The following is a 13,571-nucleotide window of genomic DNA, read 5'->3' as shown; positions in this document are numbered from 1 at the left end:
ATGCCTCACCACGGTAACGAAGAAGAGCACAACTCTTCCGGTCACCAGCAAGAGGACGCTTCGGCAAACATCGACGGCACCCCCACCGAGGAAACCCCGGCAGCTGGCGAAGGCGATGCCCTCAGCCAGGCCGAGGACATCCTCAACGGGGTGGAGGTTCCCGCCGAGGAATCGGTAGCACAAGGCGCGTCCTCTGCAGAGGCCGCCGAGCTGAAAAATGACCTGCTCCGCCTCCAAGCTGAGTACGTCAACTACCGCAAGCGCGTTGAACGTGACCGGGCTGTGGCAGGAGAGATGGCCGTTGTTGGCGTCCTGAACTCCTTGCTTCCAGTCCTGGATGATGTTGACGCCGCGCGGCAGCACGGCGACCTCGCGGACGGACCATTCGCCTCGATCGCCACTAAGCTCGAAAATGCTCTCAAGGTCTACGGACTGGAACGCATTGACGAGACCGGTGTGGCGTTCGACCCGACCATCCACGAAGCCCTCATCCAGCAACCTGGCGAGGACGTACAAGTGGACACCGTGAGCCAAGTGCTCCGTTCCGGTTACAAAACCGGAACTCGGGTGCTGCGGGCGGCGCAAGTCATCGTAGCGGTACCGGCTTAGTAAAACGCCATCGAGTTGGCAGTTCGCGCTGATGTTTGCTCCAAACATTGGCGTGAACTGCCAACTCGGCACACAGGAATGAAAGGAAACGCCCTTGGCCAGTCAAGATTGGGTTGAGAAAGACTTCTACGCCATCCTCGAGGTGGCCAAGGACGCGTCCGACGCCGACATCAAGAAGTCTTACCGCAAGCTCGCGCGGAAGTATCACCCGGACACCAATCCTGGCGATGCTGAATCTGAGCGGAAATTTAAGGACGTCTCGGAGGCCTACTCGGTCCTGAGTGACAAGGATGAGCGTCAGCAATATGACGCAATCCGTGCCATGGGTGGCGGTGCTCGGTTTGCCCCCGGCGGCGCAGGCGGCCCCAGCGGCGCCGGATTCGAAGATCTCTTTGGGGACATGTTCGGTGGCCAGCGTGGCCGCCGGCCAGCCGGTTTCGGCAACGGTGGCGGTGGCATTCCGCCCGAGTTCGCTGACCTCTTTGGCGGCGGCGGGTTCGGAGGTGGCTTCCAGCAGGCCCCTACCAAGGGCTCGGACCGGACTGCCAGCACCAGCATTTCGTTCGCCGGTTCCATGCGAGGAACCACTGTTAGTCTCCGCGAAGCTAACGGCAACATCATTGACGTGAAGATCCCCGCTGGCATCAAGGACGGACAAAAAGTTCGCCAACGCGGCAAGGGAAACCCGGGCCAGGCAGGCAACGGGGACTTAATCATTACCGTGAATGTTAAGCCGCACGCCTTTTTCACCCGTGATGGCGATAACATCCGAATCCACGTCCCAGTCAGCTTCCCCGAGGCAGCTCTCGGTGCGGACATTCATGTTCCCACCATCGACGGCGAACAAGTCAAGGTTCGCGTCCCGGCCGGTACCCCTTCGGGCCGGACCCTGCGGGTCAAGGGCCGCGGTGTTACGACCTCTAAAGGTAAGGGTGACTTGTTGGTGACGATCGACGTCGCAGTTCCACAGAACCTCAACGAGGACGCCACCGCGGCGGTCAAAGCCTTTGCTGAAGCCACTTCTGACGCGGATCCGCGCGAAGGCTTGGCCGCCAAGGCACGGCTGTAGGTATAGCTATGGCACTGGACGCAAATCAACCACTGTTCGTCATCTCTGTGGCGGCCGAACTGGCGGAGATGCATCCCCAAACCCTGCGCCAGTACGACCGGATGGGTTTGGTATCCCCCCGACGTGCACCCGGAAAGTCGCGGCGCTATTCGCAGCATGACGTTGACGTGTTGCGTGAAGTTCAGCGACTGTCCCAATCCGGTGTGTCCCTTGAGGGAATCAAACGCATATTGGAGCTAGAAAATCAGGTGGCGGCCCTACGGTCGCGTGTGAGCGAGTTGAGCGATGAACTACGCAACGCCCAGCGCCGTCAACGCCCCGACGCCTCACGAGTTTTTGCTGCGGGAGTTGCAGGCGACGTTGTCTCCCTAGCGCGAGGTCAACGCCCGCGCCCGAGGTCCCAAGCCGTCGTCGTTTGGCGTCCGCAAAAGTAGTTTGCTGAGCCGGAATGCGCCGTTGAGCACTGTCCCCGGCAGAATGGATTCCATGACCCGCACAACGTTCGCCCTCATTCGCCATGGCCAAACTGACTGGAACGCGGAACGTCGCCTTCAAGGTAGTGCAGACATTCCACTGAACGACGTCGGACGGCAGCAAGCTCTCGACGCGGTAGCCGCCCTGTCCATTTATGAATGGGACGTTGTGGTTTCCTCGCCGCTGTCCCGGGCCAGCGAAACGGCTGATCTAATTGCTGACGGTTTGGGACTGAGCGTGACAGCCCGGCGTGAAGCATTGCAGGAGCGGAACTACGGTTTGGCCGAAGGCTTGCAAGCGGGACCTGAACTCGAAGCAATGCGAATCCCTGGTGGCTTTAAAGAGGCCGAGGACGCAGAAGCCACGGCGCGCCGTGGGCTCTGCGCCCTCGAAGAACTCGCTGCAGATTTTCCTGGCCAGCGAATCCTGGTGGTCTCGCACGGGACGCTCTTGCGGCTGAGCCTTGGAAAGGCTTTGGGACAAGAACTCCCGGGCATTGAAAATGCTGTACTAAATGTGGCTCACCACCGGCAAAATCACGATGGTTCTGCTGGCTGGGAGATCGAATTTTTCAACGGTGAACGGGCCGAGCTAGCAGCTTAGCTAGTGGGCTGGCCGTAGTTCGGAGCCGGGTATCCGGGGCCCGCTTGGTAGCCGGGCTCGTCGAATCGCTGGCCTGCCGGGTTGCTGGGCATCGCGGTCAAGATAATCACCGCGATCGCGCCGAGGAAGGGAACGAATCCCAGCAAGATCAGCCAGCCGGAGTAGTTGGCGTCATGCAAACGGCGGGCCTGAACGGCCAGGCTGGGAACAACAACTGCCAGGGCCCACAGCAAAAGCAGCAGGCCTCCCACCAGTCCACCGGGGCCGGGGTTTGTTCCGTAACCGCTGGCACTCGGGGTGGCTGTGGCCACAGCGCCAATAATCATCGCAATGTACAGGACCAGGACTACTAGGAAGTTGACCAGTATCCACCACCAGTATTCGCTCAGGCTCGCGCGGCCACTGAAGGTAGCGTACTTTTTGAAGACGCGTTGGACTGCGACTTTGATGTTGGCACCGTAGAGTGGCGCCCATAGTGGTGTTTCGCCGGGTGTTGGAACGGTGTTGTACGGCTGTGAGTAGCTCACTTTTCCCCCTAGGAGTGTTTGGGTGACTTCACGCAGTAGCCTACCGGCGGCGAAATCCGCCCGCGATGGGCAGCACTCCCCATGATTGCCAAGGCTTGCGCCGCCGAGTTTCCCCGCTTTTTAGAGTACGACGCCGGACGTCACCGGCGTTTCGCGGCGAAACGCCGGTGGGGGAGCCAAAAAGCGGGGAGTCTCAGCACTCCGACGCGCTAGTCGATGAACAGCCCGGCCAAGTCATCGGCACTGAGGGCGGCTCCGGAGAGTTCTTCGCCGCCGGTCACATCCATAAACAACTGGGACTTCTTGGCCTTGAGCGCCATAACTTTCTCTTCAATGGTGTCCTTGGCAACCAGCCGGTACACCATCACGCGTTTCTCCTGGCCAATGCGGTGCGTCCGGTCAACAGCTTGCGCCTCACTAGCAGGGTTCCACCACGGGTCCAGAATGAAGACGTAATCAGCCTCAGTCAGGTTGAGCCCAAATCCACCTGCCTTGAGGCTGATCAGGAACAGCGGAGCGTCACCCTCTTTGAATTCCTTGAGGACGCTAGCCCGGTTGCGAGTGCCACCGTCTAGATAGGCGTACTGAATACCTTGTTCGTCCAACCGCTCGCGGACCTTGCCCAAGAAACCGGTGAATTGGCTAAAGATCAGGGCCCGGTGGCCTTCGCTAATCACGTCCTCTAGCTGCTCAAAAAGCACATCGAGCTTGCTGGAGCGTACAGCACTCAGGGCAGGATCAACCAGAGTCACGTCTAGGCTCAATTGCCGCAGCAGCGTCAGGGACTGGAAGATGGTGAACCTGTTCTTGTTCATGTCCTGGAGCAGGCCCAGGATCTTTTGACGCTCCCGCTGGAGGTGCGTTTGGTACACCTTCTGATGCCGCGGATTCAGCGCGACTTCTAGGATCTGTTCCTGCTTGGGCGGCAATTCTTGAACAACTTGTTCCTTGGTGCGACGCAGCATCAAAGGACGAATCCGGGACTTGAGCTTCTCCAACAACGCCGGGCTTCCACCGCGTTCAATGGGCTTTTGGTAGTACTCAGCGAATCGTTTGGGGCTCGAGAACAACCCCGGCGCCACGATCGAAGTCAGCGACCACAGCTCCATCAAGTTGTTCTCCAGCGGTGTACCGGAGATCGCCAACTTAAACGGTGCAGGAAGTTTCCGGGCGCACTGGTAAGCCTTGGATTGGTGATTTTTGACGAACTGCGCCTCGTCCAACACCAGTGCTGACCACTCGCCTGCCGCGTAGGAGTCGTAATCAATCCGGAAGAGTGCGTAGGAGGTGATGACTAGGTCCACGCCGTCAAACAGTTCGCATGCGTTCTCTCCACTGCGGGCGAAGGTTTCGCTGACTGCCACTGTTTTCAGTCCGGGAGCAAAGCGGGTCGCTTCAGCTTCCCAGTTGCCCACCACGGACGTGGGTGCCACCACCAAAAATGGTGCTGACCGCTGCGCTGGGTTCAGGCCCACCGGGAGGTCTCTGCTGCCGGTGGTTCCGGCGTCGTTCTTTAGTTTTGAATCATTTTTTAGCGAGCACAGTAGGGCCAAAGTTTGAAGTGTCTTACCCAGGCCCATGTCATCGGCAAGGATTCCGCCGAGTTGGTGGTCGTAGAGGAAGCGCAACCAGTTGAAGCCCTCGAGCTGGTAGGGGCGCAGTGTAGCATTGAGGCCTTCGGGGGAGGGAAGGGGCTCTTGTGGGCCACCGCGCAGTAGGCCTGAAACGGCTGCGCGCCATTGGGCGGCTTGTTGATCGGCAATGCCCAGTCGCTCAAATTCTTCCCACAATCCGGCCTGGAAGCGGCTGATCTGCAACTTGTCCGGCCCAAGATCATGCAGGGCTCGTGCCTCATCGATGAGGTCTTTGAGCTGGTGCAGTTCGGGCAGGTCTAGCGAGAAGTGGGCACCGCTGGGCAACAACATTCGGGTGTGACCTGCGGCGAGGGCTGAGAACACTGCGGCGAAGGAGACCGATTCGCCTTCAAGAGTGATGATGATGCCTAGATCGAACCAGTCACCGTCCTGGGTGGGAAGTGTGCTGACCTTGACCACCGGGGCTTCTTCGGGCTCGCGATAGTCGGCAACCTCGCCAGCAACATCTACTTCTAGACCGTCCACCATTTTTAGTCCGGGCAGCACCCGCTCGGTGAATTCCATGGTGTCTAGGCCTTTGAGTGTGGCCGTGGGGGAAAGTCGAGGCTCACCCCAGACCCCGTTCGGTGTTTCCGCCAAGCCAGGAACCGTGTTCCAAAGGGGGCCCATCGAATCGAGGATGCGTTGCTCAGCGGATTCGTCACGGTAACCGGGGTCGGTGTCTTCGGCACGAAGCGGGAGAGAAACTTCTTTGGTACCGCTGGTGTAGTGCCATTCCCAGTGCAGATCTAGCCGGTGGTCTTTGCCGTAGTTGGCTAATAGGGAGAGCGTTGGTGCGCCGTAGCTGGGCAGTTCCACTGATTCATCGGCGGCCACAACTTTCGCGTTCTGCCGAAGACGTGGGTAGAACTGCGTCAGGAATCGGTTCTCGTCCGCCGCTGGCACGTGCACGGCACGTCCCGCAGTGGCGAAGGAAAGCAACTGGGCGGAGGTGCTCTCATCCAGCGGCACCAAGGTCAGTCCGACGTCGGCTGTTGAGTTTGAGGAGTCGGTGCCGGTTCCGCCGCGGATAAAAAGTCCGTGAGCGGGATTGCCAACGATACCTAAGGTGCTGGGATCAACTGCCCGGCCGCCCACTTCCACTGAAGGGACCACGTCCAGGCCGCCGGAATCTGAGCGGTGCAGTTCCAGCTCCACGGCGGCAGGGTCGCTAGCTACCCACACCGACTCACCTGAGGCACCACTGTGCATCAAAGTGATGCCGGATTGGTGGGCGCTGCGCAAAAGGCTAAAGAAGTTGCGGCCAGCGAAGTTGTTGATCTCCAGCCACTGTGCAGGTGCTTGGACTTGGCGCTGTTGGCCGGAGTGGGCGGCTAAAAATTCGATTAGCCATTCAAGCGGAGCTTCGTCATACTTGCGGCCAAAGTTCAAATAGTTGAGGTTGTTCCACGCGATGCCGGTGCGCAACCATTTGCCCTTGGCTCCTTTCACCACGGGGCGGGCACGCAGGATGGGGCCCTCTTGTGCTTGTGAGGCGGGGCGTGCTGCGCGGCGAGAACTCGCAGTGGAGCCGGAGCGTCCGGTGTAGCTGAAGACGGGTTCCGGATCGGCGAGTTCAAACATCAGCCCAAGAGGTGTGCCAAATTGCGGGGTAGGGGCCGCTCGTTGGGGGAGTAACACCGAAAGCGCTTCTTCCCAGCGTGAGTTGGCTTCCTGAGGAACGTTCTTTTGTCCCGACTCCCAATAGTTTTCTGTGGCAGATTCTTCAACTGCAGCAATGGCACCTAGTTCACGGCCTATAACGGGATTCTCCTCAGCGGCGTAAATTAACGCCGCGATGTGTTTGCAGTCTTGACGGACCGGGCAACTGCATATTCCAACACTGCAAGTCCAAGTGCCGTCGTCGAGCAGGATCAGTTTGGCCGTGGAACGGTAGGTGGAGTTTCCGTTGACTTTGCCGGTCAACAATCCGGTGTCCGGCTCAAAGTGCAGCTCAGAAACTCGGCCGTCCCGGGCATATTCAATACCGGCTTGGACGGACACGGGGCGGATCTTGGGCACATGCGTGAGTAGTTCGTGTTGAGAACTACTGGACAAACTCACTGTGCGTTCCTCCCACAGATTGACGCTAATCCTTTCAATCCTAGTAGCCTTGGCAATTTCAAGCACTGCCAGTGCCCTAGGTGACACTTCACCTAACATTCACCTGGGCATCACCGGGGGCATCCGGCGTGTGGCACGGCCCGGGCGTAAGTTCGAGGTGTCCCTAGATTCAATTTGTTTGAACCGCAGTGAGGATTTTCGATGACCAGCAATCAGCTCCCCGTAGTACTGACCGAGGCTAGCCTCGCCGCCGGCAACGAAGAAGTTGTGGACGGCAACGTCACAGTTGTGAATGCCATGTACCAAGAATTTTTGGGCGAAGACGAGATCGCACAGAACGCTCTGCGCAGCTACTACGTTGACTTCTACCTCAGCCAGGCCCTCGGTGGCGGTTTCGCCCAGTACGTTTTCACCTCTGGCGACCGCGACGGGGTAGACGAATACGTGCGCGAAGGTCTGGAAGAGATGGGTGCGGCGAAGCACTTGGAGCTGTTCAACCGCAGTTCCGAAACCTTTGATGACCTCTCCGAAGAAGACGCAGAGGCATACCTTGACGGCGACGCTGAGGACGAAGATGGCGAGCCTAACGAGGCCGTCCAGAAGATGGAATCGCTCGACGACGAGTTTGAATCAACGCTCGAAGAAGAGGACATCATTGCCTTGAACGCCGCGTGGCTCAAGGGCCAGGAGGGCCTTGTGGTTCTTCCGGAAGCTGAGCTTGAGGCGCACATCGCTGAGCGCGTTTCCAAGGTTGCTGACATTGAGGATCGACGTGCGGAGGCCGCTGAGGAGGCGCTCGCCGATGCTCCGGACTTCGAGATCATCATCCGCGAACTCTGCGATGTTGCTGGCTACGAATTGATCAAGATTAACAGTGGCGACCCGAACTACGAGCACGACGGCGGTACGGTCCTCGCGTGGCACTTCACCACCGATCACGGCGACTTTGTGATGATCGAGGAAGAGGACGAAGCGTTTATGATCAACCCTGAAAATCAGGAGATCATCGCCGCGGTTGAGTTTGAAGAGGACGACGAAGACTATGACTTTGAGGACTTCGACGACGATTCCGCGGACTCCGCCGAGGCCCACGAGAGCGTCAAGGCGTAATCGCTGGCGCATTGGTCACCGGAGTTTGAGTGTGGGGCGCAGCGTGACACACGCTGCGCCCCTTGACTCTGCCGTTACGTCAACTGGAATGCTTGAAGCATGGCAGAGAACAACACCATGCAGGAGTGGTCAATCAAAGAGGTGGCTAAGGCCACTGGACTGACTAGCCGCACACTCCGGCATTACGAGCAGATCGGCTTGCTTCACCCCTCACGGGTGGCGAGCAGCGGGTATCGCTTCTATAGCGAAACCGAGCTCTCGCGGCTCTACAAAATTCTCTCCTTGCGCGCGCTTGAGCTACCGCTCGCGGCGATCCAGAAAACTCTCGACGACGACGAATCGCTCGCCGAGACGATTCAAGCGCACCTCACGCTCCTTGAAGAGCGCAGAGACCGGACCAATCAACAAATTGCCGTGGTAAGGCAGACACTTCACGCAGTCCAGGAAGGCCAAGAAATGAGCATCGAAGAGGTATTTGCCGGCTTTGATCAGAGCCAGTATGAAAGCGAAGTGCGCGAGCGTTGGGGCGACGCCGCTTGGGAGAACAGCGCTAAGCGCCGTAACGATATGACCGAGGAAGAGCGCAAGGCCGACGACGAACGCAGCTTGGACGTCAACGCTGCCCTCCGCAAAGCAGCAGAGTCAGGTGTGGACCCGGAGTCGGCAGAGTTTCAGGCAATTGTGGGAGAGCACCACAAGTGGGTGACCGACCACTGGAACGGCCGCACACCAGATAAGAACAGCTACACGGGGTTGTCGCAGCTCTACGTTTCGGACGCACGTTTCGCCGCCACGTACGGTGGCCAGGCCAACGCTGAGATCATTCGGAACGCGATCCAACTCTGGGCAGAGGCGAACCTCCGGTAGAGGCAGGCGGGCCCGGAGACCTAGTCTTCGGCGTTAGCCGATCGCCGGTAGGCGAGATCGAAGATCAGCCGGCCAGCCTCGTGAGCCTTGTTCTCAAAACTCGTGTGGATTCGGCCTTCGAAACGTGGAGCCCAGCCGCCCACTTCATCCACGCCTTCGTTGGGGCCGGTGTGTTCGGTACTTACGGGAGCGCGGCCTTCCTTCACCGGTGCGCCGCCCACCACCGTCTCCACACCTGACTGCCACACCTGCGTGAGGGGGCTGTCAGCGCCGGCGCGTTCGCCGTCGTGCATGTTCTCAAAGTCGGGGGCAGCGGACATCACTTCGCGCACGTGCACCGCGTAGTTGGACCAGTCGGTGGCGATCCGGAAAACGCCTCCGGGCGCCAGCGCCCGCGCCACCAGGGCCGCGAACTCGGGCTGAATCAGGCGGCGCTTGTGGTGACGGGATTTGTGCCAAGGATCCGGGAAAAACACCCACACTTCGCTGACCGAGCCTGCCGGAAGCATCGTAGACAACACCTCAGGCGCGTTGGCCTCCACCACCCGCACATTGGTCAAACCACGTGCGTTGATCTTGATGATGGTGTTCGCCAAGCCCGGCGTGTAGACCTCAATCGCCAGGAAGTCCTTGTCCGGGTTCTGCTCGGCGGCGTGACATACGGCATCGCCCAAACCGGAGCCAACTTCAACAATGAGGGGAGCAACCCGCCCAAACTCCGCCTCGGCGTCGAACACATAATCCGGGTGCACCGATGTAGAGGCAACGTGCCGCGGAACATCAACAGCCCAACGCTCAGCATGCTCTTCCCACGCGGTTTGGCGGCGACCCTGCAAACGCGTCCCGCGGCGCACAAAACTCACCGGCCGGCCACCATAAGTTCCAAAGGAGGCCTGCGTCCCGGGGGTGATGGGACGCGCGGTGGGCGCACTAGTTTCAGGGGCTTCTGGGGATTCACTCATCCCCTCCAGAATACCGGCCAGCGGGGGAGTGACACGGGTAGGCTGGAGGGATGCCGCTTGTGATCCCCGCCGAACCCTTTATTGGGCACCATGGCTGAGCAGCGGCCCAACACCACCAGCATTTTTCACCGCGACGTTGTACTGGTTTCCCTCGGCGCCTGCGCCCTGGTGTTCGCCGCCTTTGCCGCCGCCGGACGGAATGTCACCCTCTAATGGACTATTCACCTCTGAATGACGGGGTGAATAGTCCATTAGACGGTGAAACGTGCCCGAATAGGGTTCAGGGCGCCCAGATGCTAAGCTGTATTTACTTGGTGTGCAAGATGGCATGCCCTGCGTCGATGAACGCGTTCTATTGGTCCCCACTGGTAATTCCAGAACCGGGTTGATCACACTGACTTTTCCTCGGCGAACCCTTGAGCCAACCGGCACGGGGGCCGAACACCCAACACTGTTGGAGCCCATTTTTCGGGCTCAACTCTGTCCCGGGTGATTGCCAGAAAGAACTCCCTTTCTAAATGACTACTTTTGCTGCCCTCGGCACGCCCAAAGCCATTGCTGACGCCCTCGCGGCGGACGGAATTGCTGAAGCTTTCCCCATTCAGGTCAAGACGCTTCCGGACACATTGGCTGGCCGCGACGTACTTGGCCGAGGCCGTACAGGCTCAGGTAAAACCATCGCATTCGCTATCCCGCTGGTAGCGCGTCTGGCCGAACGTGAAGCACCGTACTTCCGCAAGCCGGGCCGCCCCATGGGTTTGGTTTTGGCGCCGACTCGCGAGTTGGCTACCCAGATCAACAACACCATTGAACCGTTGGCGAAGGCCATGGGCCTGAATACCACGGTTATCTACGGTGGCGTTTCTCAGGCACGTCAGGAAAAGGCGCTGCGCGCTGGTGTTGACATTGTTATTGCTTGCCCCGGCCGTCTTGAGGACTTGGCCAAGCAGCGCATCCTGACGCTTGAGGGCGTAGAAGTAACCGTTTTGGACGAAGCCGATCACATGGCTGACCTTGGCTTCCTCCCGGTAGTCAAGAAACTGATGGACATGACTCCGAGCCAGGGACAGCGGCTGCTGTTCTCGGCCACCTTGGATAACGGTGTTGACAAACTGGTCAACCGTTACCTTTCCAAGCCGGTGACCCACTCTGTGGATGACCCTCAGGCCGCCGTGACCACCATGGAGCACCACGTGCTGGTGGTCAACGATCAGACAGTCAAAAAGCAGGTCATCGTTGAGCTCGCTTCGGGCGCTGGCCGCCGTGTGCTGTTCATGCGCACCAAGCACCACGCCCGCAAGCTGGCCAAGACCCTGACGGACGCCGGCATTCCCGCCGTCGACCTTCACGGAAACCTTTCGCAGAATGCTCGCGACCGTAACCTGGCGGAATTCTCCTCCGGTGACGTTCGTGTACTTGTGGCCACGGACGTTGCTGCCCGTGGTGTCCACGTTGATGATGTTGAGCTAGTCATTCACGTTGACCCGCCCACAGAGCACAAGGCCTACCTGCACCGTTCCGGCCGTACGGCTCGCGCCGGTTCGGACGGAACAGTTGTCACGCTGACCCTCCCGGAGCAGCAGTCTGACGTCAAAAAGCTCATGAAAGCTGCTGGCGTTGATGTGAGTTTTGAGCGTGTCACTGCCAACTCGCCGCTGATTGCACAGCTGGTTGGTGAGGTTGCGGACAAGATTGATCCCCGCACCCGCGCAGCATTGCTCGCAGCTAAGGCCCCGGCGCAGGGTGGCGGAAGTTCCACTGGCGCTAACGCACAGCGCAAGCGCGCTCGCCGCTCCGTTCAGGGCGCACCCACTGCTGGCGGCCGTGGTGGCCGTAACGGTCGCGGCAAGGTTTCTGCAGAGAAGCCGCGCACGGACATTAACCGCAGCGAACGTCGTGCGGCAGCGAACGACGACGTCGCTCGCTCGCCGCGCACTCGCGGCGCCGCGGCTGGGGCTACTCACCGCAACGACGTTCCTTCTTCCGCTTCGCGCCCCGCGGCGCAGCGCGGATCCCGCCCGGCTACCGGACAGCGAGCAGCTGGTGCTGCTAGTGCCGGTTCCGCCTCAGGCAACCGCTCAGTGTGGTCCTCCGCAACCGGAGGCACATCGGGCGGTTCCTATGGTGCCGGGAAATCGGCGGCCGGCAACGGCGGCGGACGCTCCAGCGCAGGCCGCCCGGCCCGCGGTGGTTCGCGCCGTGCGTCGGCCCCGGCTTCAAACGAGCGCCGCGGCCGCTAAGGTCCACGAACCATAAAAGTGCCCCCGCTGAGCTTCTACGGAAGCTCAGCGGGGGCACTTGTTTAACGAGTGGTGAGGTTCTCTACCAGCCTCGTTCTTGCCACTCATCCAGGTGCGGGCGTTCGGCGCCAAGCGTGGTGGACTTCCCGTGGCCGGGATGAACCAGTGTGGCATCCGGGTAGACGTCGAAGAGCCGCTCGCGCACGTCCTTCAAAAGCGAGGCGAAGCGCTCCGGGTCCTTGTCGGTATTTCCGACGCCGCCCGGGAACAGGGAGTCTCCCGAGAAAATGTGAGCCGGCCCGGCAGGATCCTGGTACACATAGGCGATCGAACCGGGTGTGTGTCCACGCAGGTGCACCGCGGTGAGCTCAAAGCCGTCAAACGTACCCACGTCCTGGTGTTCCAGGCGCACGTCCACGGCAGCGGGCAGCTCATCGGCGTCGTCAGTTCCAGCAGCTGTTTTAGCACCAGTGGCGGCCACCAAGCCCGCCAGAGCCCGCACGTGGTCCCAGTGCTGATGCGTGGTGGCGATCAGCGCCAGCTGGGCATCCGCGGCAGCATCAGACGCCCCGTCGGCTAACAACTGCTGAATCGCTGGAAGGTCATCAGCGGCGTCAATCAACACTTGGGCACCTGATTTCCGGGAGGTCAGCAGGTAAACGTTGTTGTCCATTTCGCCCACGGAAATGCTGCGGATAGTGACTTCGGGTAGCTCGTAGCGCAAGGAGTCCATAAGAGTCAGTCTAGGTTCTGGCTGCTGACGCCGGACCTAGCTACAGGCCCAGCGGCACGGTGTTGGAATATACGTGCTTGACCGGTGGTGCGGCGAGGATCTCACCCAAGGTGTTTTTACCCTCCGGGGTTTGCCGCCATGCTGCGTAGCTACCGTGATCTTCGGTAGTAGCCCACGTTTCAACCACCAAAATGTGGCACGGATCAGCGTCATCCACTAACGCCTCAATGCCCTGGTTTCCGGGCCAAGCACGGGTAGCGGCGAGAGTTTTGGCCAAGTACTCGGCTGCCTCATGACGGCGGGCGGGATCGATCTGAACTTCGAAGTGCACAATGGCAGACATAAGGCTCCTTGAGGTGTTCGGGGAACGGTCCGGCGACGCGTACCCACATGATGCAACGCGTCCACTACGCGCTTTCTTCCACCGGCTCAAAAGAGCATCAATTTCTCCAACCGGTACGCGTTGACTCTCCCGGCGTAGGTGAGCATCTGCAGGACCACCCGGAAGGTGTCATCCAGTGGGAGGCCAAGCAGCCCATGACACAGACCTCTACCCAGTGGTGGGAGGCCGGAATTTTCACCACCATGATGATCGGTGAGCGTTGCGCCGAGTTGGTCCGCGAAGCCCGCAAGGCTTAGCTTCCGCTGAGATTCCCCGTCTTTTGCTGAGCAGAGGGCA

At 60.0% G+C, this 13,571-nt stretch carries 14 protein-coding genes; 9 read left to right on the top strand and 5 right to left on the bottom strand.

The features are described from left to right. From ACQQCD_RS07945 to ACQQCD_RS07930, 4 genes are all read left to right on the top strand, one after another. Positions 1-609, top strand: coding sequence for a nucleotide exchange factor GrpE (locus tag ACQQCD_RS07945; protein WP_430267860.1), 609 nt, complete (start codon positions 1-3; stop codon positions 607-609). A 94-nt stretch (positions 610-703) separates the two neighbouring features. Continuing rightward, positions 704-1,678, top strand: a complete 975-nt coding sequence (locus ACQQCD_RS07940) for a DnaJ C-terminal domain-containing protein (RefSeq protein ID WP_430267859.1) — start codon at positions 704-706, stop codon at positions 1,676-1,678. 8 nt (positions 1,679-1,686) lie between these two features. Beyond that, on the top strand, positions 1,687-2,112 hold the full coding sequence (locus ACQQCD_RS07935; RefSeq protein ID WP_430267858.1) for a heat shock protein transcriptional repressor HspR: 426 nt from the start codon (positions 1,687-1,689) through the stop codon (positions 2,110-2,112). A gap of 52 nt (positions 2,113-2,164) precedes the next feature. Then, positions 2,165-2,755 (top strand): histidine phosphatase family protein, encoded by a 591-nt coding sequence (locus ACQQCD_RS07930; protein ID WP_430267857.1) that lies wholly within the window; start codon positions 2,165-2,167, stop codon positions 2,753-2,755. Here ACQQCD_RS07930 and ACQQCD_RS07925 read toward each other — a convergent pair. Then, positions 2,752-3,282 (bottom strand): DUF805 domain-containing protein, encoded by a 531-nt coding sequence (locus ACQQCD_RS07925; protein WP_430267856.1) that lies wholly within the window; start codon positions 3,280-3,282, stop codon positions 2,752-2,754. The two genes, ACQQCD_RS07930 and ACQQCD_RS07925, sit on opposite strands and share 4 nt — an antisense overlap. A 209-nt stretch (positions 3,283-3,491) precedes the next feature. Then, the gene (locus ACQQCD_RS07920) at positions 3,492-6,980 is read right to left on the bottom strand and encodes an SNF2-related protein (protein WP_430267855.1); all 3,489 of its coding nucleotides are present in this window, start codon (positions 6,978-6,980) and stop codon (positions 3,492-3,494) included. A 201-nt stretch (positions 6,981-7,181) separates the two neighbouring features. On the opposite strand from ACQQCD_RS07920, the gene ACQQCD_RS07915 reads away from it, so the two are divergent. Then, positions 7,182-8,090 (top strand): DMP19 family protein, encoded by a 909-nt coding sequence (locus ACQQCD_RS07915; RefSeq protein WP_430267854.1) that lies wholly within the window; start codon positions 7,182-7,184, stop codon positions 8,088-8,090. Positions 8,091-8,189: 99 nt separating this feature from the next. Next, on the top strand, positions 8,190-8,957 hold the full coding sequence (locus tag ACQQCD_RS07910) for a MerR family transcriptional regulator (protein WP_430267853.1): 768 nt from the start codon (positions 8,190-8,192) through the stop codon (positions 8,955-8,957). A gap of 20 nt (positions 8,958-8,977) precedes the next feature. On the opposite strand, the gene trmB is transcribed toward ACQQCD_RS07910, so the two are convergent. Next, positions 8,978-9,919 carry a tRNA (guanosine(46)-N7)-methyltransferase TrmB gene (gene trmB / locus ACQQCD_RS07905; RefSeq protein ID WP_430267852.1) on the bottom strand — a complete coding sequence of 314 codons (942 nt, stop codon included), beginning with the start codon at positions 9,917-9,919 and terminating at the stop codon, positions 8,978-8,980. A 90-nt stretch (positions 9,920-10,009) separates the two neighbouring features. On the opposite strand from trmB, the gene ACQQCD_RS07900 reads away from it, so the two are divergent. Continuing rightward, a complete protein-coding gene (locus ACQQCD_RS07900; protein WP_430267851.1) occupies positions 10,010-10,132 on the top strand; it encodes a hypothetical protein in 123 nt (40 codons plus the stop codon). Between the two features lie 305 nt (positions 10,133-10,437). After that, positions 10,438-12,159, top strand: coding sequence for a DEAD/DEAH box helicase (locus tag ACQQCD_RS07895; RefSeq protein ID WP_430267850.1), 1,722 nt, complete (start codon positions 10,438-10,440; stop codon positions 12,157-12,159). An 82-nt stretch (positions 12,160-12,241) separates the two neighbouring features. Here ACQQCD_RS07895 and ACQQCD_RS07890 read toward each other — a convergent pair whose 3' ends face one another. Then, the gene (locus ACQQCD_RS07890; RefSeq protein WP_430267849.1) at positions 12,242-12,892 is read right to left on the bottom strand and encodes an MBL fold metallo-hydrolase; all 651 of its coding nucleotides are present in this window, start codon (positions 12,890-12,892) and stop codon (positions 12,242-12,244) included. 40 nt (positions 12,893-12,932) lie between these two features. After that, complete coding sequence (locus ACQQCD_RS07885) at positions 12,933-13,235, bottom strand: putative quinol monooxygenase (protein WP_430267848.1); 303 nt, start codon at positions 13,233-13,235, stop codon at positions 12,933-12,935. A 47-nt stretch (positions 13,236-13,282) separates the two neighbouring features. On the opposite strand from ACQQCD_RS07885, the gene ACQQCD_RS07880 reads away from it, so the two are divergent. Continuing rightward, positions 13,283-13,531 carry a hypothetical protein gene (locus ACQQCD_RS07880; protein ID WP_430267960.1) on the top strand — a complete coding sequence of 83 codons (249 nt, stop codon included), beginning with the start codon at positions 13,283-13,285 and terminating at the stop codon, positions 13,529-13,531. The last annotated feature ends 40 nt before the right edge of the window (positions 13,532-13,571 follow it).

Origin of the sequence: Pseudarthrobacter sp. J1763 (genome assembly GCF_050490295.1) — a bacterium.
GTDB lineage: Bacteria > Actinomycetota > Actinomycetes > Actinomycetales > Micrococcaceae > JBNPEO01.
The sequence above is the reverse complement of the archived record's forward strand: the minus strand, read 5'-3'. Positions and strand labels throughout refer to the sequence as shown.

Bases quoted from the DNA above. Each gene is read 5' to 3' on its own strand.
- ACQQCD_RS07880 (WP_430267960.1), top strand. From the start codon at position 13,283: ATGATGCAACGCGTCCACTACGCGCTTTCTTCCACCGGCTCAAAAGAG.
- ACQQCD_RS07935 (WP_430267858.1), top strand. From the start codon at position 1,687: ATGGCACTGGACGCAAATCAACCACTGTTCGTCATCTCTGTGGCGGCC.
- ACQQCD_RS07910 (WP_430267853.1), top strand. From the start codon at position 8,190: ATGGCAGAGAACAACACCATGCAGGAGTGGTCAATCAAAGAGGTGGCT.
- ACQQCD_RS07885 (WP_430267848.1), bottom strand. From the start codon at position 13,235: ATGTCTGCCATTGTGCACTTCGAAGTTCAGATCGATCCCGCCCGCCGT.
- trmB (WP_430267852.1), bottom strand. From the start codon at position 9,919: ATGAGTGAATCCCCAGAAGCCCCTGAAACTAGTGCGCCCACCGCGCGT.
- ACQQCD_RS07900 (WP_430267851.1), top strand. From the start codon at position 10,010: ATGGCTGAGCAGCGGCCCAACACCACCAGCATTTTTCACCGCGACGTT.
- ACQQCD_RS07945 (WP_430267860.1), top strand. From the start codon at position 1: ATGCCTCACCACGGTAACGAAGAAGAGCACAACTCTTCCGGTCACCAG.
- ACQQCD_RS07930 (WP_430267857.1), top strand. From the start codon at position 2,165: ATGACCCGCACAACGTTCGCCCTCATTCGCCATGGCCAAACTGACTGG.
- ACQQCD_RS07890 (WP_430267849.1), bottom strand. From the start codon at position 12,892: ATGGACTCCTTGCGCTACGAGCTACCCGAAGTCACTATCCGCAGCATT.
- ACQQCD_RS07895 (WP_430267850.1), top strand. From the start codon at position 10,438: ATGACTACTTTTGCTGCCCTCGGCACGCCCAAAGCCATTGCTGACGCC.
- ACQQCD_RS07915 (WP_430267854.1), top strand. From the start codon at position 7,182: ATGACCAGCAATCAGCTCCCCGTAGTACTGACCGAGGCTAGCCTCGCC.